The sequence below is a fragment of the Nostoc sp. genome (genome assembly GCF_036917195.1).
Lineage (GTDB): Bacteria > Cyanobacteriota > Cyanobacteriia > Cyanobacteriales > Nostocaceae > Nostoc.
The window spans coordinates 221916-245650 of record NZ_JBALDG010000077.1 but is presented as its reverse complement, the minus strand read 5'-3'; the positions used below and the strand labels follow the sequence as shown (position 1 = coordinate 245650).

The 23735-nt window shown below is 41.3% G+C and carries 21 protein-coding genes; 11 read left to right on the top strand and 10 right to left on the bottom strand.

The features are described from left to right. Positions 1 to 190: 190 nt before the first annotated feature. The 4 genes from V7K40_RS27510 (at position 191) to V7K40_RS27495 (ending at position 4275) form a co-directional block, all read left to right on the top strand. Positions 191 to 445 (top strand): hypothetical protein, encoded by a 255-nt coding sequence (locus V7K40_RS27510; protein ID WP_334965384.1) that lies wholly within the window; start codon positions 191 to 193, stop codon positions 443 to 445. Positions 446 to 496: 51 nt separating this feature from the next. Beyond that, a complete protein-coding gene (locus V7K40_RS27505; protein ID WP_334965382.1) occupies positions 497 to 754 on the top strand; it encodes a hypothetical protein in 258 nt (85 codons plus the stop codon). 3 nt (positions 755 to 757) lie between these two features. Next, positions 758 to 1489, top strand: coding sequence for an AraC family transcriptional regulator (locus V7K40_RS27500; protein ID WP_334965380.1), 732 nt, complete (start codon positions 758 to 760; stop codon positions 1487 to 1489). A 104-nt stretch (positions 1490 to 1593) separates the two neighbouring features. After that, positions 1594 to 4275, top strand: a complete 2682-nt coding sequence (locus tag V7K40_RS27495; RefSeq protein WP_334965378.1) for a TonB-dependent siderophore receptor — start codon at positions 1594 to 1596, stop codon at positions 4273 to 4275. A 69-nt stretch (positions 4276 to 4344) separates the two neighbouring features. Here V7K40_RS27495 and V7K40_RS27490 read toward each other — a convergent pair whose 3' ends face one another. The 7 genes from V7K40_RS27490 to V7K40_RS27460 all read right to left on the bottom strand — a co-directional run bounded on the left by V7K40_RS27490 (position 4345) and on the right by V7K40_RS27460 (position 15272). Continuing rightward, positions 4345 to 5604 carry a glycoside hydrolase family 10 protein gene (locus tag V7K40_RS27490; RefSeq protein ID WP_334965400.1) on the bottom strand — a complete coding sequence of 420 codons (1260 nt, stop codon included), beginning with the start codon at positions 5602 to 5604 and terminating at the stop codon, positions 4345 to 4347. 105 nt (positions 5605 to 5709) lie between these two features. Further along, a complete protein-coding gene (locus V7K40_RS27485; RefSeq protein ID WP_334965377.1) occupies positions 5710 to 6840 on the bottom strand; it encodes a hypothetical protein in 1131 nt (376 codons plus the stop codon). A gap of 439 nt (positions 6841 to 7279) precedes the next feature. Further along, complete coding sequence (locus tag V7K40_RS27480) at positions 7280 to 7783, bottom strand: hypothetical protein (protein ID WP_334965375.1); 504 nt, start codon at positions 7781 to 7783, stop codon at positions 7280 to 7282. A gap of 629 nt (positions 7784 to 8412) precedes the next feature. Beyond that, on the bottom strand, positions 8413 to 9363 hold the full coding sequence (locus V7K40_RS27475) for a MoxR family ATPase (protein WP_334965373.1): 951 nt from the start codon (positions 9361 to 9363) through the stop codon (positions 8413 to 8415). Between the two features lie 111 nt (positions 9364 to 9474). Further along, positions 9475 to 10569, bottom strand: a complete 1095-nt coding sequence (locus V7K40_RS27470) for a DUF4350 domain-containing protein (protein ID WP_334965371.1) — start codon at positions 10567 to 10569, stop codon at positions 9475 to 9477. A gap of 690 nt (positions 10570 to 11259) precedes the next feature. After that, complete coding sequence (gene dpdE / locus V7K40_RS27465) at positions 11260 to 14568, bottom strand: protein DpdE (RefSeq protein WP_334965369.1); 3309 nt, start codon at positions 14566 to 14568, stop codon at positions 11260 to 11262. Positions 14569 to 15023: 455 nt separating this feature from the next. Beyond that, positions 15024 to 15272 carry a hypothetical protein gene (locus tag V7K40_RS27460; RefSeq protein ID WP_334965367.1) on the bottom strand — a complete coding sequence of 83 codons (249 nt, stop codon included), beginning with the start codon at positions 15270 to 15272 and terminating at the stop codon, positions 15024 to 15026. Positions 15273 to 15522: 250 nt separating this feature from the next. Here V7K40_RS27460 and V7K40_RS27455 point away from each other — a divergent pair, with 250 nt between their 5' ends. From V7K40_RS27455 to V7K40_RS27445, 3 genes are all read left to right on the top strand, one after another. Next, positions 15523 to 15777, top strand: a complete 255-nt coding sequence (locus tag V7K40_RS27455) for an RNA-binding S4 domain-containing protein (RefSeq protein WP_334965365.1) — start codon at positions 15523 to 15525, stop codon at positions 15775 to 15777. Between the two features lie 47 nt (positions 15778 to 15824). After that, positions 15825 to 16241 (top strand): alternative ribosome rescue aminoacyl-tRNA hydrolase ArfB, encoded by a 417-nt coding sequence (gene arfB / locus V7K40_RS27450; RefSeq protein ID WP_334722360.1) that lies wholly within the window; start codon positions 15825 to 15827, stop codon positions 16239 to 16241. A 139-nt stretch (positions 16242 to 16380) separates the two neighbouring features. Then, positions 16381 to 16557, top strand: coding sequence for a hypothetical protein (locus V7K40_RS27445; RefSeq protein ID WP_334797095.1), 177 nt, complete (start codon positions 16381 to 16383; stop codon positions 16555 to 16557). Positions 16558 to 16700: 143 nt separating this feature from the next. Here V7K40_RS27445 and V7K40_RS27440 read toward each other — a convergent pair whose 3' ends face one another. Together V7K40_RS27440 and V7K40_RS27435 are read right to left on the bottom strand one after the other, a co-directional pair. Continuing rightward, positions 16701 to 17255 (bottom strand): pyridoxamine 5'-phosphate oxidase family protein, encoded by a 555-nt coding sequence (locus V7K40_RS27440; RefSeq protein WP_334965363.1) that lies wholly within the window; start codon positions 17253 to 17255, stop codon positions 16701 to 16703. A 281-nt stretch (positions 17256 to 17536) separates the two neighbouring features. Continuing rightward, complete coding sequence (locus V7K40_RS27435) at positions 17537 to 18061, bottom strand: DUF937 domain-containing protein (RefSeq protein WP_334965361.1); 525 nt, start codon at positions 18059 to 18061, stop codon at positions 17537 to 17539. A gap of 426 nt (positions 18062 to 18487) precedes the next feature. Between V7K40_RS27435 and V7K40_RS27430 the strand changes: the two genes are divergently transcribed. Beyond that, positions 18488 to 20041: a GTP-binding protein gene (locus tag V7K40_RS27430; protein WP_334965359.1), complete on the top strand. Its 1554-nt coding sequence runs from the start codon at positions 18488 to 18490 to the stop codon at positions 20039 to 20041. 298 nt (positions 20042 to 20339) lie between these two features. On the opposite strand, the gene V7K40_RS27425 is transcribed toward V7K40_RS27430, so the two are convergent. Next, positions 20340 to 20747, bottom strand: a complete 408-nt coding sequence (locus V7K40_RS27425) for an ester cyclase (RefSeq protein WP_334965357.1) — start codon at positions 20745 to 20747, stop codon at positions 20340 to 20342. A gap of 499 nt (positions 20748 to 21246) precedes the next feature. On the opposite strand from V7K40_RS27425, the gene V7K40_RS27420 reads away from it, so the two are divergent. From V7K40_RS27420 to V7K40_RS27410, 3 genes are all read left to right on the top strand, one after another. Then, on the top strand, positions 21247 to 21864 hold the full coding sequence (locus tag V7K40_RS27420; protein ID WP_334965355.1) for a superoxide dismutase: 618 nt from the start codon (positions 21247 to 21249) through the stop codon (positions 21862 to 21864). 390 nt (positions 21865 to 22254) lie between these two features. Next, the gene (locus V7K40_RS27415; RefSeq protein WP_334965353.1) at positions 22255 to 22752 is read left to right on the top strand and encodes a hypothetical protein; all 498 of its coding nucleotides are present in this window, start codon (positions 22255 to 22257) and stop codon (positions 22750 to 22752) included. Between the two features lie 475 nt (positions 22753 to 23227). Then, a complete protein-coding gene (locus V7K40_RS27410; RefSeq protein ID WP_334965351.1) occupies positions 23228 to 23704 on the top strand; it encodes a hypothetical protein in 477 nt (158 codons plus the stop codon). The last annotated feature ends 31 nt before the right edge of the window (positions 23705 to 23735 follow it).

Genomic DNA, 23735 nt, shown 5'->3' with positions numbered 1-23735 from the left:
TGGAATTTCTACTTGATGGCTGCATAAATTGCCAGAGTGAAATCCACAATAGCATTTCATAATTTTTTATTCTTATTTAGCGACAAGTCTAATATTCTGAGTCGAATGGCACTAAAATCAGATGAAGAAAGCTTAATAAGACAATTTTTTATTAAGACTTGAAGCTTTTTATCTGCATTGAAGTGCCAGGATGACTATCACTATTTCACGGGAAGCCTATTGGGAACTATTTCAGGGGACTGTCGAAACTTCTCAACACCCAGATATCGGTGATGCAATGGATGTGGTTTATAAATACCCGCAACCTTTGGGACAGGGTTATTTGCGACTAATTGAGCTGCAAGATAGGTTGGTGTTGAGCATCCTCAATTTACAACTGAGCGATCGCCCTTGCCTTTCATACCCAATTAGTGATTCGATAAAGGTGCAACTCTTTCTCATCTAAGCTGGTTTTTCTTGGGTTGGATTGAGAATTTACCTGACTTTCAACACCAGCATGACCATCACTATTTCATCGCCAGATTACTGGGCGCTTTGGGAAGCAGCGAATGAAACGCCACAGTACTTTGATCCATCAGACTTGATGGATGCAACCTGGAAGCAGCCTTCTGAATTAGGAGAGGGATATTTGCGGGAGATTGAGCTACGAGATGGATTGTGGCTGGCGATCGCCCACAACCATTTCCACAATGAGATTATATCACCGAGTTATGATCGCGCCCATTCCCTAGAGTATTGTTTTCATCTGACGTGAGGGGTGTTATCAAGTGGCACTCCTACCCTGGCTGGGCACTATGGCTTCTATGGCAGCGGTATGGCTCCCGGCGGCACGTATCAACTTCTAGGACAAGAGCACCTAGATGTTAGAGTTCATATCTCACCAGAATTATTTCGCTCGTTCGCTGGCAATCTCGACTGTGAATTGCCCCCAGAATTGCAGCATCTGATTAGACCTTATACTCAAACTTACTACCATCATATCGGAATAACCACCCCTACAATGCAGGCTGTACTGCATCAAATCCTGGAGTGTCCCTATTGGGGGATTTCTAAACGGCTGCATTGGGAAAGCAAAGTTTTGGATTTGCTGGGGATGCTGGTAGTTCAGGAGGTAGAAATGCGGGATGGGAATCACCCGCTACACTCGCTCAAGCCTGATATCAGAGAGCGATTACACCGTGCTAGAGAGCTATTATTGCAACGGCTAGACAATCCGCCAACTTTGATAGAACTGGCACGACTGGTTGGGTTAAACGACTGTACCCTCAAGCGCGGCTTTCGGGAGGTGTTTGGCACTACAGTATTCAGCTATGTCCGCAGTCATCGCTTGGAACAAGCACGACAACTCTTGCAAATCGGGGATATGAATATCAAACAAATTGCTCATTTGGTGGGATATGCCGATCCTAAGTCGTTTGCGATCGCCTTTCGCAAGCAGTTTGGCTTAAACCCCAAGGATTACCGCAAAAAACGAAAATATTCCGTCTAGCCCCCAAAATATTCCGTCTCCCCCTTTTTTGCCTATTCCACTGCACACCGTTTATTCGGTATGTTGTTTTATGACAATTATTGTTGATAGCGGTGTGGGGAGTCATGACGTATCGACTAAAGTTGGCATTGGTTGCAAGTGTGGTTTCATTGTTGATTGCGCCGTCTACCTGGGCAGGAGAGATATCCCCCGTAGCTTCCCTTAAAGAAGGGGAAACCGGGCTATCTAAAGTCTTGCCTTTGAAGGAGAATTGGGGAAAGCGAAAAATCCGGCAATTGAGCGACTTCAAAACCCCCATTACCAACGCTCAACCATTACTAGTACAAACACCTTCTCAGGGAAGTCAAGTTACATCAATTACGGGAGTTAAAGCAAATGCCACAGACAAAGGTGTAGAGGTGATTTTACAGACCCCTGTTGGCACTCGACTACAACTCACAAATCGCAGTACAGGTAATAATTTTATTGTAGATGTATCTGGTGGACAGTTGCGTTTACCGTCGGGCGAAGTTTTCACGTTTCGTTCCGAGAAGCCCCTTGCGGGAATTACTGCAATAACAGTTGCAAACATTGATGCAACTACTGTGCGGGTGACGGTGGTAGGTGAGAAAGCTTTGCCCACAGTTGAGTTATTTGATGATGATACAGGGCTAGTTTTTGCGGTAGCTTCTACTGCAACAGCACAGCAGCCACCTCAAACACCACAAACCGAAGAACAGCCAGCACCTCGTACACCGCAAGAATCACCAGCGGCACAGCAAGATGAGCCGATTGAGTTGGTGGTGACAGGAGAGGCAGATAGTTACCGCGTACAAGAGGCTACGACTGCAACAAGAACCGACACACCCTTGCGTGACATTCCGCAATCAATTCAGGTTGTACCCCAACAGCTGCTGGAAGACCGTAATGTCAGAAATCCAATTGAAGCTTTAGAAACGGTCAGCGGCGTTGTGACTGGCGATTTCTACCAGGGTGTTACTTCAGCACCAAGCTTTATTATCAGAGGATTTAACCAGCAAGGAAATTTCCGAAACGGCTTTCGCGATAATAATGGCTACTCCCTAACAGGAATAGAGACTGTTGAGCAAGTAGAAGTTCTCAAAGGACCGGCCTCGGTTCTGTTCGGAGCCGTGGAACCTGGTGGGATTGTCAACTTTATCACAAAACAACCCCTAAGTGAACCTTATTACAAGATTGGATTTGAGGCAGGAAGTTTTGGTTTCTATCAACCCAACATCGATTTCTCTGGTCCATTGAATACAGAAAAAAACCTGCTCTATCGCTTGATCGTCGGCTATCAAAGCTCGGACAGTTATCAAGATTTTACTAACTCATACCTGCTGACGATCGCACCCTCAATCACTTGGAAATTGGGCGATCGGACAGACCTGAATTTATACTATGAATACAATAAATACTTTGCAAATCCTTCCCAGCTTTACACTGGGTCTTTGAGTGATGGTAGCTTCCTACCTCAGAATCTCTATATTGGCTATTCTGACACTTCGTTCATAAATATAACCACCGAAAAATTTGGCTATACGTTCAAACATCAGTTCAGCGACAATTGGCAGATTCGCAACAACTTTTCTGTATCTGCTAGTAGAACCATAGATGAAGGTAATTCAGCGGGAGCATTAGTCGATGATCGTTTCTTAGAAGGGATAGGAGGTGCAGATAGTGATTTCACAATAGACAACTATTTTGGACAGGCCGATTTGCTTGGCAAGTTTAATACAGGCTCGATTTCGCATCAACTTTTGCTCGGCTTCGATGTCAATCGCAATGCCCAAACTTATAAAAGTTTTTCTGTCAGTGGTTTCCCTAATTTGGATATCTTAAACCCAAACTACAATGTGACAAAACCCGAACCCGTTTTCTCGTTTGATAACAATTCATATAGTCAAAGTTACGGAATTTACCTTCAGGATCAGATCGCTCTTCAAGATAACCTGAAGCTATTGGTAGGTGGGCGCTACGATTGGGTTGACAGCAAAATTATAAATAACGTCACACAGGAGACTACAGAAAACCCGGACAATAGTGCTTTCAGCCCCCGAATCGGCTTGGTGTATCAGCCTAGTAAAGAAATTTCTCTCTACACCAGCTACAGTCGCTCTTTCGTCCCTAACAATGGATTAAAACCTGATGGTGAAGTGTTTGTGCCTACCAGAGGAACACAATATGAAGCAGGCATTAAAACTGACTTGCTAGACAATAGACTTTCAGCAACCTTAGCAGCCTATCAGATCACCAAATCAAATGTTCTAGTACCCGATCCAGATCCCGAACGAGCTAGGGATCGCTACCAAATTCAGATAGGAGAGCAAAGGAGCCGAGGAATTGAGTTGGATATCACAGGTGAAATTTTGCCAGGGCTGAAGGTGACTGCCTCTTATGCTTATACCAATGCAGAAGTAACTGAAGATACCGATCCTCTTAATATAGGCGAGAGATTGCGGGGTGTGCCAGAGAATCAAGCGAGTCTCTGGACAACCTATGAAATCCAGAATGGCAATCTCAAGGGTTTAGGATTTGGTTTGGGGCTTTTTTATATAGGCACACGACCAGGGGATCTGCCTAACACCTATACAGTGGAAGATTACTTGCGTACCGATGCAGCGATTTATTACCGTAAGGGTGGTTTTAATGCTGCTATTAATATTCATAATCTATTTGACACAGAATATGTTCTTACACCCCTATTTGGATCGCCCGAAACTGGAGTATTTTTTCAAAGAGGTGAACCTTTAACAATTGTCGGCTCCATCAGTTGGGAGTTTTAACTTGCTCGCTCTGTTGGTAATCGATTGAACAATTTTATCACAGTGCGTAAGTTCTAGTTGTTACGAAAATCAACTGAAGGGTTTCCAGCCTGCTAGTAAATTCGGGTAAGCTACGGGTGTGGGGAAGATTTTTTGTAAACCAATCTGGCGTTCTTGTGGCTTTTCTTTGCTCATGTTCCAGAGGGTTTCATAAAAAAAGAAGGAGACTCCGGCAAAATTGCGCTCGCGTACTTTTTGCACTTGTGTTTGAATCTGTTGCATCGGTATATATTTGTTTTTCAACCCAACCATAATGCCCACACTCACTGGAATATGGCTCTTTGCCGCTTTCACTTCTGGATACTCTAATTCACTCATAAACACATTCAAGTCATCCCGATATACCTGCAAAACTAAGTCTTCAATAATTCCCAGCCGTTCCCACTTCTGCCAGTCTGCTAAAAAGAAATCGTAGGAAAAACGTTGAGGATTAGGAGCAACAGAAACCAGGCAATCTTTTTTAGTGGCTTTGATGGTTTTGAATACCCGTTTCATAAAATCGGTGATTTTGTTAGCTCTCCAGCGCACCCATTCTGGATCTTGAGAGTCTTTGGAAGGAGCTTTACCACGGTGTTCTTTTTTGTAAAGTGCCACTGTATAAGCATCGTACCCTAATTCTGATGGTAAGCCAAAATGGTCATCAAATTGAATACCATCAATATTGTAGTTTTTAACAATTTCAACGATTAAATCTTGAATAAATTGTTGTACTTCTGGGCGAAAGGGATTTAGCCAAACGCGATTATGTGGGCCTTCTTTGACAATCCGAGTCCCGTTGCTGCGACTGGTGAGCCATTGGGGACGATTTTTGGCTAACAGGGAATCCGCTGGTGCCATGAAGCCAAATTCAAACCAGGGAATAACTGTTAACCCTTTTTGATGTCCCACATCAACAATTTCTTTGAGGATATCTCGCCCTTGCAGTCCGGGTGTGGGATCGAGCGATCGCCCGATAACTTTGGCTACAACTTTGCTAGGATACAATGTATATCCCCAATTCCAAACCGCCGGATATATGGTGTTAAAATTAAGTTCGTCAAGGCGTTGCAAAGATCCCTTGAGGCGATCGCGCTCGAATAATACATCACTATCAATATTTGTTAACCACACTCCCCTTAACTCAGATGCTGGCGTTCGGGGCAGATTAATTTGAGCGTTCAATGGGAACGATAGCATCACTGTAGCTACCACACTCAAGGTAACTATAACGGCAAATAACCCTAGCTTTCTGCTTTGGCGAATATTCCACCACGAATAAAACTCAACACACCACTTTACAAACCTTTTCATCATTTGCTACAGACATGATCAAATTATGAACAATCAGCATGAATAGCGATCGTTTCGATTGTAAGCGCTAAAACAATCGCTATTTAATCTGATCACTGAGGTTTACTATTTGGCGCTGGCTGCGAGCTGATTCCAAGCTTTGACTATTGTCTGTAAACTCTTTGGCAGGTTATTTAGAGAAATATCGTTGTACTGAACCGTACCCTGTTGGCTGGTGAGAGTGTAGGTGATATAATCAGCAGCACCACTAGGCGCTGGGTAACTCAGATTCCGGAACTTACTAAATTTAGAATGTTCTAAAAAGCTCTGAAATTGTTGCACCTGTTGCACAGAAACGCGGCGAACACTACGCTCAGAATCATTGGCATCACCAATCCGCACCCGAATCAATCGCCCATCTTTGAGTAAAACAGTCTCATAAGTTCTGCCAGCAAAACCACCACTGGAAATTTGCCGAAATACTACATATTGAGCTAATGGTGCTGGTAACTCGCTGACTGGAATTCGCACAGGGGTCAGTGGACTTGAGCTAGCCTTTTGATTCAGCCTGATTGCAGAACCTGTTTGATTGGTATGATAAACCAAGGTTTGTTCACCTTGACCAACAACCACCCGCCAACCTGATACCAAAGCTTGGGTACAGAATTCATCAGCATTAGGTAATTCTAAACAGCCATCTTTCCAAGTTCGCTGTTGAGCCTGAATGATAGTTAGCTGAGAAATCGGCTGTTGCAAACGTTTGGAGGCGGCTTGCAAAACAGCATTTTTTACAGATGCAGGTAATTTATCTGAAGAAGTATTTGTCGAAGCTAAACGTAGCGATCGCCCGTTATTATTGGTATGATAAATCCAGTTTTGTTTGTCATTGGACACCACAAGCCGCCAACCAGGAACTAACCCTTGGGTACAGAGTTCATCAGGTTGAGGCAGTTCCAAGCAACCATTACGCCAAGTCTGTTGATTATAATCAATAATTTGCACTTGTCTGGTTGAAATTCCCTGTCTGCGGCCTAAATCTTGCAGTACCGCGTTAGCTACTGGACGTGGCAAGCGGTTTGGTTTAATATTGTCCTTGAGAACTTCATTGCTTGTTTCTAACGAAAACTTTGCAGTAGCGCCCGTAGCATCTTTGATGAGTGTTATACTGCTAGCAACAGACAAAATTCCAGTCAAAATTAAAGCAGTGAAAATTCGCATTTTATTGGGGTTAAAGTAATCTTTCAGCATGAATTTCATAGTAATATAAGGATGTTAGTCAAGAGTTATAGAACTCATAAATAGTATCCAAGCAAGAATATACAATAAAGTTTATAATTCCTATAACTTCACCAATTGAAATTAATTTAGTCTCTCTCTTCTGAAACAGCTATAAAGACAGACGCTGCTGTAGTGATTGTTTGTTCCTTATACAAATTCTGGATAAAAATGCACTTAATAAGACGCCCTATAGTCCTACGGCAATCAAGTAAGAACTTAGAAGCTTAGGGCTTCATTAGATGAGAAATTCGTTGGAGAAGACAATCCACAACGCTGTCTTGCAAAGTTTTTCACCTCACCTTTACAAGCGAGGGTTCAATAGAAGTAATTTTAGAAAAGAATGCGACAGAAGCATAGCTTAGGTTATGCTCAGCTCAAACTAGCGGATACAAGATTTTGAATGCAATCTCAGGCAATATTAAGCCCTGATGGCTTGTTGTTCAGATTCAACTAACTGATTGTGAGGTATATCAAATCTAATAGTACTGGCTGCCCAGTCTTTTAAATCTGGTGCTAGCCACACTAGCTTGCAGAGAATTTCGTCATTGACCCACAACACCAACGGGAACCGAAACTGTTTCCGAAACTCATCTCGCATAATATTGGTACTGATGATTAATTGGTTAATTTCCACTACAGACTCTAAACCCCGTACCATCAAAGCTTCGGGTTGAGTAGTACCAATTGTAGTTGTAATAGCTGCATATAATGTGTCAGCCGCAGGTGAAAGCAGGATTTCTTGGATGTCTGCTGATGAAAATTCTATTAACACATTTAGCACTTGCTGCTGCCTTTCGACACTGTTACAACAAGCTAATATCAGTGAGAACTCCCCACTAGAAACCATGATCGCCCTTGCCAGCCTATTAGTGGCTGCTGTGCTGCTAACTGTGCTGTTTTCCGAATTACTTAAGCTGATCATTAAAAAATCCTGCTTTTAATTTTAAAAATATCTAAGCTACATTCAGTTATTCTACTCTATTAATTTTTACTCAAAAGTGTTAAGTCAGTAATTTTGATGAAGTTTTTGTTTAATACCAAGCATAAGACTACGCATTGTCTAACGAAGAAGTATAACATGTATTATCCCACACTTAAAATTAAGGGCTAATGTAAAGGTAGTATCAAAATTATATAAGCAAAAGATAATGCAAGCAAAAGGAAGCAAATGAGAATTAGCAATTTAATTATCACTGTATTTTCATCGATTTTGGCATCTACCATTGGTTAAGTATTATTTTATATTTTCGTAAAAAAAAGACTCAGTATAAGTTTAACAACAAACATTGCGAAGTGGGAAACAACTTAACTCGCTACTGGTTTACTGTAGTCTACGGTAAGCTGCTTACAAATAATTTTCCGTTACCAAACAAACCATTTCAGGGCGGGTGTAGAGTGGGGAGTAGTGATGAGGTGAACGAAATTGTTTGTGTCTCGACACCCAGCCCTTTCTACAGCGTTGGTCTTTGGTAGGAAAACTTTCTCCAAATTACAATAACTGCCACAATCGCAAATAAATCTATTCATCCCTGCATTCAACAACGCCTTTTTTCACCTTGGAACTGGTACTTGATTAATTACCGACGCAATTACCGCATCCATTTGTAAACCATCCAGCATCGCTTCTGCTTTCAAAATGAGGCGATGACGTAGCAGCGGTGATGCAACTGCTTTGACATCATCTGGCGTTACAAAATCCCTTCCAGCTAACCACGCTAGGGCTTGAGATGTCTGCAACCAAGCACCAGCGGCGCGAGGCGATGCACCCAAAGTTAAATCGGGATATTGACGCGATGTTCTGACTAACGCCAACAAATAATCAACGATCGCTTCTGATACTTTAACTTCTTTGACTGCTTGTCGTGCTTGCAAAATCTCGGCTACTGTTGCTATTGGTTTCAAACGGCTAATATCCAAACGCCGTGCTGCAAAACCCGCCTGACGATTGAGTAACATTTGCTTTTCGGCAGCTTGATCGGGGTAATCTACCACCAGCTTAAATAAAAATCTGTCCAACTGCGCCTCTGGTAAGGGATAAGTCCCCTCAAATTCCAAGGGATTTTGGGTTGCAATCACCCAAAATAAATCCGATAAGGGCAAACTTTCACCATCTAGCGTTACCTGCATCTCTTCCATCGCTTCAAGTAACGCCGCTTGTGTCTTGGGAGGAGTACGGTTGATTTCGTCTGCTAGCAGCACTTCGGTAAATATTGGCCCTTTTTTTAAAGTGAAATTGCGGCTATTCAAGTCAAAAATATTTGTACCAGTAATATCTGAAGGTAAAACATCTGGTGTTAGTTGAATCCGGCGAAACTCCCCTTGGATTAACTGCGCCAACACTTTTACTAGGAGGGTTTTACCAGTTCCCGGTACTCCTTCCAAAATTACGTGTCCACCCGCTAGCAATGCAACTAAAAGTTGTTGTATTAGACTAGATTGTCCGACAATTACTTGATTAAGACCTTGACCAAGGCGAATTAAGATAGGATGAGTTTCGCTCATATTTTTTATTGATAAATAACCAATGCAGAAATATTATGCATAATTCCAAAAAATTAATTACGAATTACGTTAGCGAATCCGCGTCCCTTGCGCGTCTGGTAGAGAGCGTCATTACAAATTTTGAATTCCCCGCAGGCTTCGCCATTTCCCCAACCAGCTTAACAGTTCTCGTTCAGTGATGGGTTGTTTGCGAGATTGTAGCTTTAAGACTGTATCTAGTTCTGCTGCACTTGTGCCTGTTTTTTCTATCCAGAAATTGATCAAGGCTTGACGTTCTAAAAGTACTTGTCCTAATCCCAAGGCTTTTTGGAGTTGTAATTGTTCTTGTTTACCTACCATCTCTACAACAAAGTCGGTGGTATCAGCTTTCTGCAAGACTCCTGCTAAAGCTTGGATGTATGCCTCGCTGTTATCTACAAGTGGTGTATCTAAAGCTACTGGCTTGCCAAAGCGGCGATTCTGTGCCCAAATTAGCACCACTAGCAAGATACTTACTTGCACTAATATTGGAAATAAAGGAGTTTTTGCAAAAAAGCTAGATAAATCTCCTTCACTTTCTTTCTTCCTGATATCGGCATCTTTATAGCCGTGAATATATTCATCGACAAATATTGTGTTACCTTTTTCAGTAACCAAACTGGCTAGATACTTAAAATTACTTAAATAATCTTGGTAAGCGTTGGCGGCTAAATAAGGAGTGGTAGAAAAAATCACCTTTCCCTTTTTGTAATTTTCTTCCCAGACAACAGCACCAAAGCGATCGCCTAAATCAACTTGCTTGGAGTTAGCTTTCTGATATCGTCTACGCGTATCTATTTTGATATCACCTTGGGGAGATTTTTGCATAGTGCTAAACTCCGCTTTTGTAACCCGCGCTCCCGCACCCAAAATTACCAAAGTATTTCCTTTTTCTACCCATTCACGCTCTTGACTATCCAGTATTGTCTTTCTTGGATAGCCGCCTACCTGTAGAACAGTAACTGGGCTGTTCTCTGGCTGAATGTCACTAAAAGGCTTTTGCCAGCGCTTGATAGAAATTCCCTGCTGTTGCATAAAAGCATACCAAGCACCATAGCCATCAGAGGCGCGGTTATAAGTAGAGCCAATGTTAAGTTTAGTATTATTGGGAGCCGCGATCAAACTAAGTAAAACGATCGCAGCTACTGCGATCGCTGCCATCCAAGCAAGGCGATTTGAACGTTTCATTTTCGACTTTCACTATAATCACTTCGTTTCAGTATCATTAGTGTTAATACTTACTTATTTTTCAGGTAAAGTCAAAAATATCATTAATTTTCTTAGAGCAGTTTTCATTTAATTGAACCACAGATATAAATAAGTGGGCGGGAAAATTTCTAAATATGTAACGAAATATAAATTCAGCACATACCTGATAAATACGTTATTTCACCGTTTTTACAAAACTAAACATATATCGGTTTTATCGTGCCTACCTACTTACAGAGCTTATTCAAGAATCAAATAGGATTTTAATACAGCACTTACATTTAAGTGGCTTCATTAGCTGCGAATGCCCGTTTCAGACGTTCTTGAGAAATCCCAGAGCGAAGGCACATAAACTGAGCATTGGGAACTTGACGGGCAATTTCTGCATAAATCTAATTGTGCTGCGGTAGATATTTATAGGCAGCTTGACTAGAGATGTAGACAATAGCATCTTCTCGTAATCCAAAAAATAATCGGTTGCGGCACACTGAGTCAACTTTGATAGCAGGATAGGAAATCCCAACACCAGGCACTTAGGAGAGAAGTCTGATATTTTATTTGGTTGAGTTACTTATCAACTCTTATTTAGAAGTCCTAAAAAACCCCACCCCGTCTAAGGGGTAGGGTTAGTACACTTACTAAGGCTATTTAACCGTAGATAATATAATATCACTCAAATTGCACAAGTGATCGCCCCGATACAATAATAAAACCGACAGAATCAAGCCGAATCTGAGGCTGACGAATTCCCTCTAGAATGGCTGCATTTAAAGCAGTTTCTATCTTCAATTCTTCAGCTAATGCATTATCCCAACTTTGCTGGTTCAGGCGTAGGCGTAATTGTTCTACTCTATTGCCTAATTTCTTTTCAGCAACATTAGCACAACTTTGGCACAAGTCAATAAAATCTGGACGATTGGAAAGTAATTCCGAAGAAGTATTCCGCACTTGATAGCAAAAATTTTGCCATTTACTTGAGTCAACAAAATCGTCAATAATTCCTAAGCGCTCTTTTGCCAGATTGTAATCTCGTCCTTGATTATTGTTTTTATCTTTATATGGACGTTGCAGGATACCTAAGATTGCTTTATCCTCAACAACATGTATTGGCTCCTTACGACCATCAATATAGATAGTTTCTATAATTGGCGGAAATAGAGCATCGACACGTCGCTGCAAGTTTTTGAATTGAGAATTATCTAGTTTGTAATCTAGTAAAACTTGTTTGGCGATTCTTAAATTTGCCTCAACTACATAATTGCATTGGAAACCAAACCACTCCTTCCCTTCTTTAGCATCCCAAGATGCATCAGTGCGCCACATTGCAAAGGCTTCACCTCGGTCATCCCAGTTTATATAGTTTAAGAGTGCTTCGACAAATCCTTCCCCAATCCGAAAGAGTTTAATACCAGAATTCTGATTTGCTACCCTGCGATTATAAGTACCAAACTGGTCTAGATAACTATCAGCAAAACGGTTTTTTAACTCATTTATGGGAACCAATGTCCGCGTTGTCGGTTGATAACGTCGGATCTCTGATGAATCTGGGTTATTGAGTACCCTGAATCCCAATGCATCACAAATCCAGCCTTCAATTGCTCGTTTAATTTCTAGATGGCAAGCATCGTAATTATCTAAATCTTGAAAATACTGGGTGGCAATTTCATCGTTAGCATCAATTTCATTTAGAGCATTCTGTTCGCTAATTTTTGCTATTTCAGCTTCGATTTGCTCTTGAATTGGTGAAATCATTTCTAACAATCCAGCCGCACTTGATTGAAACAAAACTGTTTCTAATTCTGTAAGTTTCTCATCCACATAAAACTGTAAGCTGGCAATTGATTGTTGGAAAATACCAAACCCATCTTTCAATACTTGATACCAAGCATTGTGAGGGCTATCTGGCAAATAGGGGCCAATCAAGGCACAGGATTGGACTCCAATTTTGCTGCCAATCCGGTCAAGTCTGCCAATTCTTTGCTCTAATTGATTAGGCGACCAAGGAAGGTCAAAATGAATTAACCAATCGGCAAACTGGAGATTACGTCCTTCTTCTCCAGAGCGATCGCATACTAAAATAAAGCAGTTTAGGTTATTCTTGAACTTACTTAAGCTTTCCTCAACTTTGTCTGGTGATTCTCCAAATTGATGTTTAGCTACTGTCTGGTCACCAAAGGTATCAGACAAATACCGGACAATTTCGCCACAAGTTTGCACAAAACTGGTAAATACAATAAATTTGGGCAGAATATCCCCAGTAATTGGTCTCTTGATTCTCTGCTGTATCCTCGTGATGAATTCGTTTTGATTTTTCCGAACATTTGCGGGAATTTTGAAGTACGTACCTAGCTGATTCAACAGCACTGTTTTCAAATTTTCCGTCCGTTCTCCGTCCTCTTGAGGTTGACGAATAATTTTTAGTAAGGATTGCAGAATCTCTTCTTCCCCTGAGAATTTGGGGGTTGTAGTTAATAGGCGAATATCATCTTCTTTAAACTCCTGGATGAGTTTAGAATCAGGTTTACCAGTTAAACGCGCGGTAATTACCTGCTCTAAAATCTTTAACCAAGTACCAGAAGCTAGAAATAACAACATAAAAATTCGCTGATATTGCTTTTCACCAGGAGCAACACTACGCCATTGATTTAGCAGTTCGTGGATATCAGGCGATCGCTCGTCTAAATCATACTCTTCTTTCGGCGTAAAATTGCGGTCAAATATGACATCTTCCACCGCAGCGCGACGGTTGCGAAGCATTCGTCGGTGTAGTCGATAGGTATCGCTAACGTGAGTGCGAATCGCTTGCACTATTTGGTCTTGCTCAGGAGAATTTGTTTGTAAATTTTCTAAATCATCCGCCAGCTTTAATAAATACTTATCCTCAGCAAAGAGGTTTCGCAGTTGCTGCAAGTTACTTTTGAGAACAAGAGGCTCTGCACCTTCATTAAAAGAAAGCAGAACTTTACCAATTTGCTGACGACTTTCAACTTTGGCACGAAAACCTGCTAGATCACCAAGTTTATAGGTTGTCGGGTCGAGCAAGTGCAACATGGCCAGAAAATCCTGCTCATGGTTGAGAACAGGAGTGGCAGATAATAAAAGTAAGCGATCGCTTTTATGAGCAAGTTCTTTGCAAGTCTCAAAACGCTGGCGCAATGTTGCATCCTTAGAGGTCGCCATTGCTGCGATATGATGGGCTTCATCTAAAATTAAGCAGCCTATCCTCGCTTTCAGGTTGATTTTATGGATATCTTCAACCGCTAGCACCGCTACCCGTTTGGGAAAATGGGAGATGTAAAACTTGTTTTCTAACTCCTGGCGCCATTGTTTGAGCAAATATTGCGGAACTAATACCACCGCACCTTTTTTCGGCTCATCGAGGAGGAATTGACGCAGAATTGCACCCGCTTCGATAGTTTTTCCGAGTCCCACCTCGTCTGCTAGCAAGTAGCGTTGAATTGGGTCTTCCAGTACCCGCCTGACTACTTCAACTTGGTGAGGATAAAGATTAATATTTGCCGAAATCAGTCCCGTCATCCCGCGACTCACAGCGCGTTGCTGAATCAAGGATTTCACGAAAGCCAATCTTTTGTCGTGGAAGTAGGGCGTTTCGTGACCCTTCATCGCCAGAGTTTCGATGGGGTCTGTGTTGGGTAAATTGCAACGAACGTAAATGTCTTCTTCAGATGCGATCGCAGTTTTCTTATCTGGTAAATCAATTTGATACATTTCTGTGTCTTCATCCCAGATGAAAATTCTGCCAACTATCCATTTATCCTGGGTTTGGGACTTGATATAGCATCGAGCCTGGGGTTCAAGCCTGACTTCAGAGAGCGAATTTAAAGGCAAAGTTTTTTGGAGACGTTGCCCTATGGAGCAGAAATACTCAACAATCGCATTGGCATCAGATATTTCCGTAACTTTTCCTATACCCAAAGAGTTATTCTGGGACTGTACTAATAAACCGAGCTTAATCATAGATCCAGTCCCCTGAACACACTAAAAGAACCTTCCAGACTAGTTTGTTCACCTATATCTGGCAGTTTTGTCGATCAACATTATAGATAGTCAACTACCCTAGCCACAAGGGGAAGTAGCTCGTAACTAACCGAGAGAATCGGTCGAAACATAAGGTGCATTGACTCACACCTGATCTTGCATCCCTTGGGTAGAAGAGAGAATACAGTCGTGTCTCGTTAAGAGTCTCCAGACTGGGAATGCCTAATGGGAGGGCTGCTGCCTCAAGACTTGCGGTAAAGCAGCCCAATGAGGAGTATTTCTAGCCAGAGGCTCTTAACAAGGTTTTAAAAGTTTGTGCTTAAGTTGACACCTATGAGCAATGCTGTGTCCTCACAACATATGTGGTTCAATGTCAATGAAAACTGCTGTAAATCCACATTCTTTAATAAAGTTTTGCGTAAAAGCGTAGCGTTTTAAATGCAGGGCGACGCATTGGGATTGTAAACCGATGCATTGGCATTGTCAGGCGACGCATTGAGATTGTCAGGCGATGCATTAACATTGTTAGGCGATGCATTAACATTGTCAAGTGACGCATTGGCATTGTCAGGCGATGCATTGGCATTGTCAGGCGACGCATTGGCATTGCAGAGTATTGCCAAATTTAATTCGCTACAAATTAATGAAATGCTGTACTTATACCGATTACTGTGAGATTGCATAGAACAAGGGGATTTTCCCCAAGTCTAACCAAGCTTGATTTTGTGTAGTCTCTTAGAGAATTGTTATTATAGCAATCCTAAATGAGTTAAGAACAAAAAGACCCCGACTTCTTCAATAAGTCGGGGGTCTAAGCCTGTGAATGGAGAGCAAATCAAATAGGATTGCTATAGCTGATTATGTGCTGCAACAGATTTACGCTTTGGCTTGATAACGCCACGATACAATTAAGGTGATGTAGTTTTATTTACTATGAAGAAAATCAGAGACAACACAATTAAGTTAAATCAATTTTTAAAGTTGATGGGTATAGTGCCAACTGGAGGGCAAGCCAAGCTGATGATTCAAGGTGGTGATGTCCAAGTAAACGGTATGCTGGAAACCCGACGAGGACGGCGACTAGTACCGGGTGATAAAGTTACAATACAAGGACAGACTTTAGAGGTGAATTTGAACAACAATGAAGACCAAGACGTAGTAATAGATTTTTCTGAACAAACAGAGTAAAGGATTTTTATCTCAAATTTACAAGTTCCTCTTTTGTCTTGTGAGTAATGCTACAAATTTCCAACAAAGTTATTATCCCACAGAGTGAGATTGAAATTAGTGCGATTCGTTCGCAAGGAGCGGGAGGCCAAAATGTGAATAAGGTTTCTACTGCAATTCACTTGCGCTTCGATATTGCAGCTTCATCATTACCGGATTATTATAAACAACAGCTTTTAAAGCTGAATGATCGACGCATCACCCAGGAAGGAGTTGTCGTAATCAAAGCGCAGGAACACCGAAGCCAAGAGAACAATCGGGAGTCAGCGTTGAGACGACTTCAAGAACTTATTCAAAGCGCAGTTGTAGTGACGATAAAACGCAAACCCACGAAACCAACTCGCAGTTCTCAAAGAAAGCGCCTTGACTATAAAACTAAGCGCGGACAGGTTAAGTCTAACAGAGGGCAGGTGACAGATTCTTGATTTATAAATTAAACTTTGGCACTCCATTTGGTTACAAAATCTAACCAGAGAACTAAGACTAATTCCTTCTATTGACTGTGGTCAAGTTCATGACTTAGTTGGTTAGCTTGAGAATAGCAACTATTAAAGGTGAAAAAAGATGAATAAGACATTACTAACGATTTTGATGCTTGCGCTCTTACTCTTATTCATCATCTCTCCCTTTGCTGCCCTTGCTAGTTTGATGCTGGTAGTGCTAGTTTCGGCGTTTTTCTCTTTACTAGGAAACTTGTTCCAAGCAATAATTGGTGGTGATACCAATCCAAAAGGGTCTTAACACATCCTGCACTGTCAAATTATCTTTCTTTTCCATAGGCGCTGCTTCATAAAGCATTTGCCAGAGAAAAGGCTCATCTTCCTGTGTGAGTGGACAAATTGAATAATCCATGACTCATGTCCCAAAGTCCGCTTTTGTCAAATTTACGGTAATTCACTTAGTGGTGTCGCTAAACCATCAATGCTGACGAGATTTCTCTGCTGTTGAAATTCTCGAACTCCCTCTTCACCTTTTTTATCGGCCCAATTTACTAAAGTCTGGCGCTGACCTTGATATTCATAAAGTGGTACGCCAAAACCACAGGAAGTCTGTACTTGTTCAATATCAGCGACGATAATTTGACGAGCTCCAGGTATCGGCAAAAACAGAGAATAGAGGGAGTCCCAGTCTGGAGAACTCGGTAAAATCGTCTTTCCTTGACCGTAAAGACGCAGAATACACGCAGGTTCTTCAAAGGCGCAAAACATGAAGGTTATCCGCCCATTTTCTTGCAAATGGGCTGATGTTTCGTTACCACTGCCTGTCAGGTCTACATAACCTACTCGGTTGGGAGAGAGGACGCGAAAGCATTCTAAACCTTTAGGAGATAGGTTAACATGACCCGTAGGACTCAAAGGTGCAGAGCCAACAAAGAAAAGGTGTTGAGCAGCAATAAAGTCTTGCAGTTTGTCAGTAATACAGTCAAAAAATTTAGACATAGACTGTCTGATTTACAGCAGTTTTCATTTGCATGAAGTACAAAGTTACGGGTTTTGAGGTAGGATAGCGCAGCGGTAGCGAGTCCGCAAGCGTCAGCAGAAGGCAGGAGGGAAGAGGTAGAAATTCTTTATATCTGATAAATCAGTCCTGGATTTTGTACCTCACTTACTTGCAATCTGATTTATATTTGCAAATTTCCCATCTTCTCAAACTATATCTTAGCTAAATATCTAGCAAGCCCTAATTGCCGATGTCTAAGCAAATGGGGAGTTACAAAGTTTTACTGTCTCATGTACCGACTAGCCATTTGGATGGCATCAGCGATATCCACATCACCATCACCGTCAGCATCCAAGAAAGAATTCAGTACAGGATTGCCGCCAGCTTGGGGATTCTGAGCATTGGCACCTGATTGCAAAAATTTTAGCACCAAAGGTACTGCTAAAGGTAGCAATTGTTGAACTATACCAGCATCCAATCCAGTGCGCTGGGCAGCAACTTCAGCTACTTGTTGTTGTATCTGAGGAGAAAACAGCGAATCGACGGCTTCGGGGTTAGGTGAAGTACCAGCATATTGATTCACTAGAGTTTGTGTAGCTTCATTACCATCTGTGGCTTGCTTATCTTGTAAAGCAGAACGTACTTGACCACCCACAATAGACAAAACTGATTGGATGGTAGACGGGTCTGTACCAGTGCGATCGCTCAACTGTTGTACAGTGTTAATAATACCTCCCAGTTGACCTAAGCTGCCCTGTTGATTGGGATTAGTGACGGCACCAAGAATTTGATCGAAAAGTCCCATAAGTTTGTTTTTCCCTTTGTTCTCAAAAAGTTTGCCAAAACTGACTTGAAGTCTTTTGTGTAGGCGCACTTTCGTAAGTCTACTAAAAGATTAGAACACGCGAACTTCATAATGAATGAATAAAATTTCAAAAGCTACTAGCTCAAGGCTGAGAAATCGGCATAGCGAAACCTGCGGCGGTCACTGAATATTTGATTCAGATTCATTGGTATGACAATGCGATCGCTTTTTTGGTTATCGCTGGAAGTGATCGCTCCTACTCAGTTTTATAATTATGATCGACTCAAAGGCTTAAGGTTCAACCTCAAAAGTTCAAACTTCAGCCTCGTTGATCAAAAGCTCCTTCCTAACACTCTGGTAAAAAATACTGAAACTATTAAGATTAGAAGCATCTGCCTACTGAATACCCACTAATATTTCCCAACCATGCCTCTGTCACGCATAGTAACGCTGATTGTTGGTCTGATCGTCATTTTGGGGCTAGCCCTATGGCTAATTGATTCCCTATCGCGCCTCTATTGGCAATTGTCCTATTCGCCGTTGCTAGGCAATTTGCTGCTGTTGCTGCTGATTCTCCTTATAGGAGCGTTGGTTGCTGCTTTTGTTTATTATGTATTGGTGATTCGATCTGGGGAAAAGCGATCGCGCCGCAAAGTAAAGCGAGTGACTGCGGCGCAAATTCCCGCTGCTAAATCTGATGCTGCTTCTACAACTCTCCAAGCTGTGCGACAACAGGTAGCACAAATTCAAGATGAGGTAGCACGCCAAGCTTTATTAAGTCGATCACGAGAAATTGAAGCCAACTTAGCACGGGGTGAAATTCAAGTAGTGGTATTTGGTACCGGAAGTGCCGGTAAAACTTCTCTAGTTAATGCGATTATGGGACGGATGGTTGGTCAGGTGAATGCACCGATGGGTACAACCCAGGTTGGAGAAACCTATTGTCTACGGTTGAAGGGATTAGAACGCAAGATTTTAATTACAGATACACCAGGGATTTTAGAAGCAGGGGTGGCGGGAACGGAACGGGAACAAATGGCGCGAGAACTGGCAACAGAAGCAGATTTACTGTTGTTTGTGGTAGATAATGACTTACGGCGCTCAGAATATGAGCCGCTGCGGGGGTTGGCAGAGATTGGTAAGCGATCGCTCCTGGTACTTAACAAAACTGATCTCTATACAGATGAAGATAAAGAAGCTATCCTCGCTAGGTTGCGTCAACGGGTACTGGGATTTATTGCAACTAATGATGTGGTGGCGATCGCTGCTAATCCCCAACCTGCACAACTAGAAACTGGCGAAACCTTCCAACCGGAACCAGATATTGTCCCCTTGTTGCGGCGCACGGCTGCTGTTTTACGGGCTGAGGGTGAAGATTTGGTAGCAGATAACATTCTTTTGCAATCTCTGCGATTGGGAGACGAGGCGCGAAAACTCATTGATGGCCAGCGTCGCCGTCAAGCTGACAAAATCGTGGAACGTTTTCAGTGGATTGGTGCTGGTGTAGTATCAGTCACGCCGATACCAGTGGTAGATTTGCTAGCGACAGCTGCTGTTAATGCTCAAATGGTTGTGGAAATTGGCAGAGTCTATGGCTGTGAATTGAATATGGAACGGGGACGAGAGTTAGCCCTTTCTTTAGCGAAAACCATCGCCAGTTTGGGCATTGTCAAGGGAGCAATTCAATTATTATCTACAGCTTTGCAGCTTAATGTTGCCACCTTTATTGTTGGTAGAGCGATTCAAGGCGTGACAGCAGCTTATTTAACGCGAATTGCTGGTAAAAGTTTTATTGAATATTTTCGTCATGATCAAGATTGGGGTGATGGTGGAATGACGGAAGTTGTGCAGCGACAGTTTCAGATTAATCGCAGAGATGAATTTATCAAGGCTTTTATTCAAGAAGCGATCGCGCGAGTAGTTAAGCCCTTAACTGAAAAATCTGAGGTGGTTGAGGAAGATACGGAAGCTAAGGGTTAGAATATGCGATTGAAGACCGTTCATATCCACTAAAACCCCGCAAACTAGATAAAAAACTTGTAGAGTGACTTTTTATTTGTCGCTGTGCCAAATTAATGTCATTGAGGGTGAAAAGCTTGCACTTTCTAGCCTTCAGCTTAGAAGTAGCACAGGGAACCTACAAGTTATATCAACACAAATGGTTGCCCTACTAAAGTAAGTCCGGCTTAACTCGATGACACGAATTTGTTTCAACGCCATTTAATTTGTCACTGTACAACATTGCTTTGCTCACGAACTGTTTGCTATAGCTGATATACTATTCTTTTTTGTCCAACTGTTGCATTACAGCTAGTACATTGTCTTGCTCCCAATGTTCAATGAGCAAGCCATCTTCTAGTCGGGCAATTTGTATAAGTGAGTACGTTATTTGCTTACCTGTTGGTGGAACACCAACCCATTCCTTACGATGTATACCTGTGACTGTTCCACGAGTAACAACTCTATCATCTCCAGCAATGACATCTTCAAATGTAAAGTAGCAATTTTCAAAGCTAGAACGAAACATCTGTGTGAATTCAAAAAAACTATCAATACCGCGTACGGTAGATCCTTTTATATAAACAGCAATGTTAGGATGTGTTGTCTCATTTAGTTTTTCAAAGTCTCCTTCCGCAAAAGCTTTGTAGAATTGGAGAACAGTTGCTTTATTCTGTTCGGATGACATCGGAAGTTTTTCCTTAAGAAACACATCTTTCCTAGCATATAGCTAAATAAGCACGTGTACAGTGACTTTTTATTTGTCGCTGTACCAAATTAATGTCATTGAGGGTGTAAAGCTTGTACTTTCTAGCCTTCAGCTTAGAAGTAGCACAGGGAACCTACAAGTTATATCAACACAAATGGTTGCCCTACTAAAGTAAGTCCGGCTTAACTCGATGACACGAATTTGTCTCAACGCCATTTAATTTGTTACTGTACACCACTAGTACCGCAAGGCGGAAGTCAAAAATTACTCATTCAAAAGTCAAAAGTGGTCTGCTTATTTACGCCGTGCTGTACTAGCCTCCTGCAACGCAAAGCTTGGCTTGCTTCTTTGCAAAAGTACACATCTATAAAATCCCCAGAAAGCTTACTTTATAAGCTTTCTTAACTTTTGATAGATTATTCTATCAAAATATTTGATAGAATAATCTATCAAATATCATTAAGAGGAAAAAGAGTTTATGCCATACAATTTGGAACCTCTGCCGTATTCTACAGATGCCTTAGAACCCTACATTGATGCACGAACAATGGAGATTCATCATGATTTTCATCATGGTGGCTATGTTAAAAACCTGAATGCTGCGCTGGAATCGTATCCAGATTTACAAAGTAAAAGCATAGAGGAATTGATTCGTGAATTGAACACTTTGCCAGAAGCGGTTCGTAATGCAGTTCGCAATAATGGCGGAGGTCATTTTAATCACTCAATATTTTGGACTCTGATGGCTCCCAATGCTGGTGGTGAACCCACAGGAGCCATTGCAGAAGCCATCAATGAAACTTTTGGTAACTTTGAAAACTTCAAAACCCAGTTTAATGATGCTGGTGCCAAGCAATTTGGCAGTGGTTTTGTCTGGTTGGTTCGGACAGTTGATGGGAAATTGGAGGTGACGAGTAGACCTAATCAAGATTGTCCTTGGTCTGAAGGTAATTATCCTATTATGTGCAACGATGTTTGGGAACACGCTTATTACCTTACCTATCAAAATCGTCGTCCAGAGTATCTCAAACAGTGGTGGAATACAGTTAACTGGAACGAGGTGAACAACCGTTTAGCCACATCAACTAGTCTCTAATTAATCAAGTAATATCATGTCCGGTAAAATACCCATAATAAAAACTTTGGTTTGTAATGTTTGCGTAGCAAACTTTGAGAATACTCAGTCCTGACTACGAACATTTTTTACTCACGTTGCCGGACATGATATAATACTAATTCTCTATAACAATACCCTCGCAAATTTACGAGGGTTCAACCTGGTACTAAGTAGGTAAGGGGGATAAACCAAACTTTTAGGTAAGTCGGCACAATAAAACCAAACTATGTAAAGTAGGCTAAAACCTTCTTCGCTCCTGCCTCCTGTTTTCCTTAACTACAAATACTTACGCCGACTTACTTAACTTAAAATAACGAATTAATCATCTTCTGGATTCGCAGTAATTCAGATAATGACTTGGAGAACACAATGATTTGGAGAACAGCATTCATATTTGTGCTGCTAGCAACTTTAGTAGTGGTACTTGTGGGTTGGCTTACCTCAATTGAAGTATTACCAATTAGTCAAGTGATTAACTACAGCGACGCTGGGGTGAGATTTATTCGAGTCTGGATCTGGTTGGCGATCGCAATTGGACTTATTCTTCCTACGATTGCATTTGTTGTTTGGTTTAAATATCCTCAACTTCGTAAAATCTTTGACTTGTATTTGCTGGTTCTTGTAATCCAAATTGTGACCGAAAGAGTAGTCAGTAGGGTTTTGTTTCCAAGTTTAGTAGTGCTCATTGGTACACTCTACACTGCATTTCGAGTTTGGCAACTTTGGCATGAGCAGCAATTTATCAAAGCCACTCATTTCTCTCAAGCAAACCCCAGGTTGATTAATAGTGTTTTGTGGCTCTTGCTATTGTTTTGGTCAAGCAATTTAATCATCCTATTGACTCTTTCCTGGCCGAGTATTTTGTAGTTTTACAGAAATTTTGCACAGTTACTGTTTATTTGTCGCTATGCCTTGCTTTGTGTCATCGAGGGTGTGAAGTTTGGAATAAGATTGCGTTCAGCCTAAAATCAGTATTGGAAAATTACAGGCTACATCAAAACAAATTGTTGCAAGTCTAAAGTAAATAAAGCTTAACTTGATAACACTAATTTGTTGCAATAGCATTTAATTTGTCACTCTACAGTAACTGGAGGGATAAATATATTACATATTTACAAATAAACGCTATAAGGATGCAATAATATCATGTCCTGTTAAAGACTTATCATTTAGAGGGCAGGGGAGCAGGGAGCAGGGGGAAAGAGGCTTTTGGGATTTTTACACAGATACAGTAATCATAAGTGATTAGCCGGACATGATATAATTCACATCTTTATTGAGAAACAATATCCCTTCGGGGATCTATAACTTCAAATTCTCATAAATTAAATACAATCGCTATATGCGTAAATTTCATTACACTTATCAAAATTATCGAGTTGCCAAAATTGATAGAGTTATTTTTATTAGCTGCATTACAGTTTTAATCTATGCAATTGTAGGATTTGCCTTGGGGAACTTGAGAATTAATTTTGGATTATGGGGTTTAGGAATTCTCTTTTACCATTGGCATTTAGCAAATTTTGATAACTCAAACATCCATTACACTAATGAAAATTATTTTCAACAAATGCTAATAGCCTTGACTTCAGGGTTAATGAGCAGTGCCATAACTATACTCATCCATGAAGTAAAATCCAACTTGCCAGTTTCTCAACCAATTGCCATTGGGTTAATAACTGCAATCAATTCTACTGTCATGATGGTATTAACAGTGAGACATTGGAGCAGGTTAAAGTTTATTATTTTCTCAACGGCGTTGGCATGGCTAGGTCTATTGTTGGGGTGGACAGCACAATATTACTTGCCAAACACTTAAAATATTTTAAAATTGCGTTAATCTAGGTAGA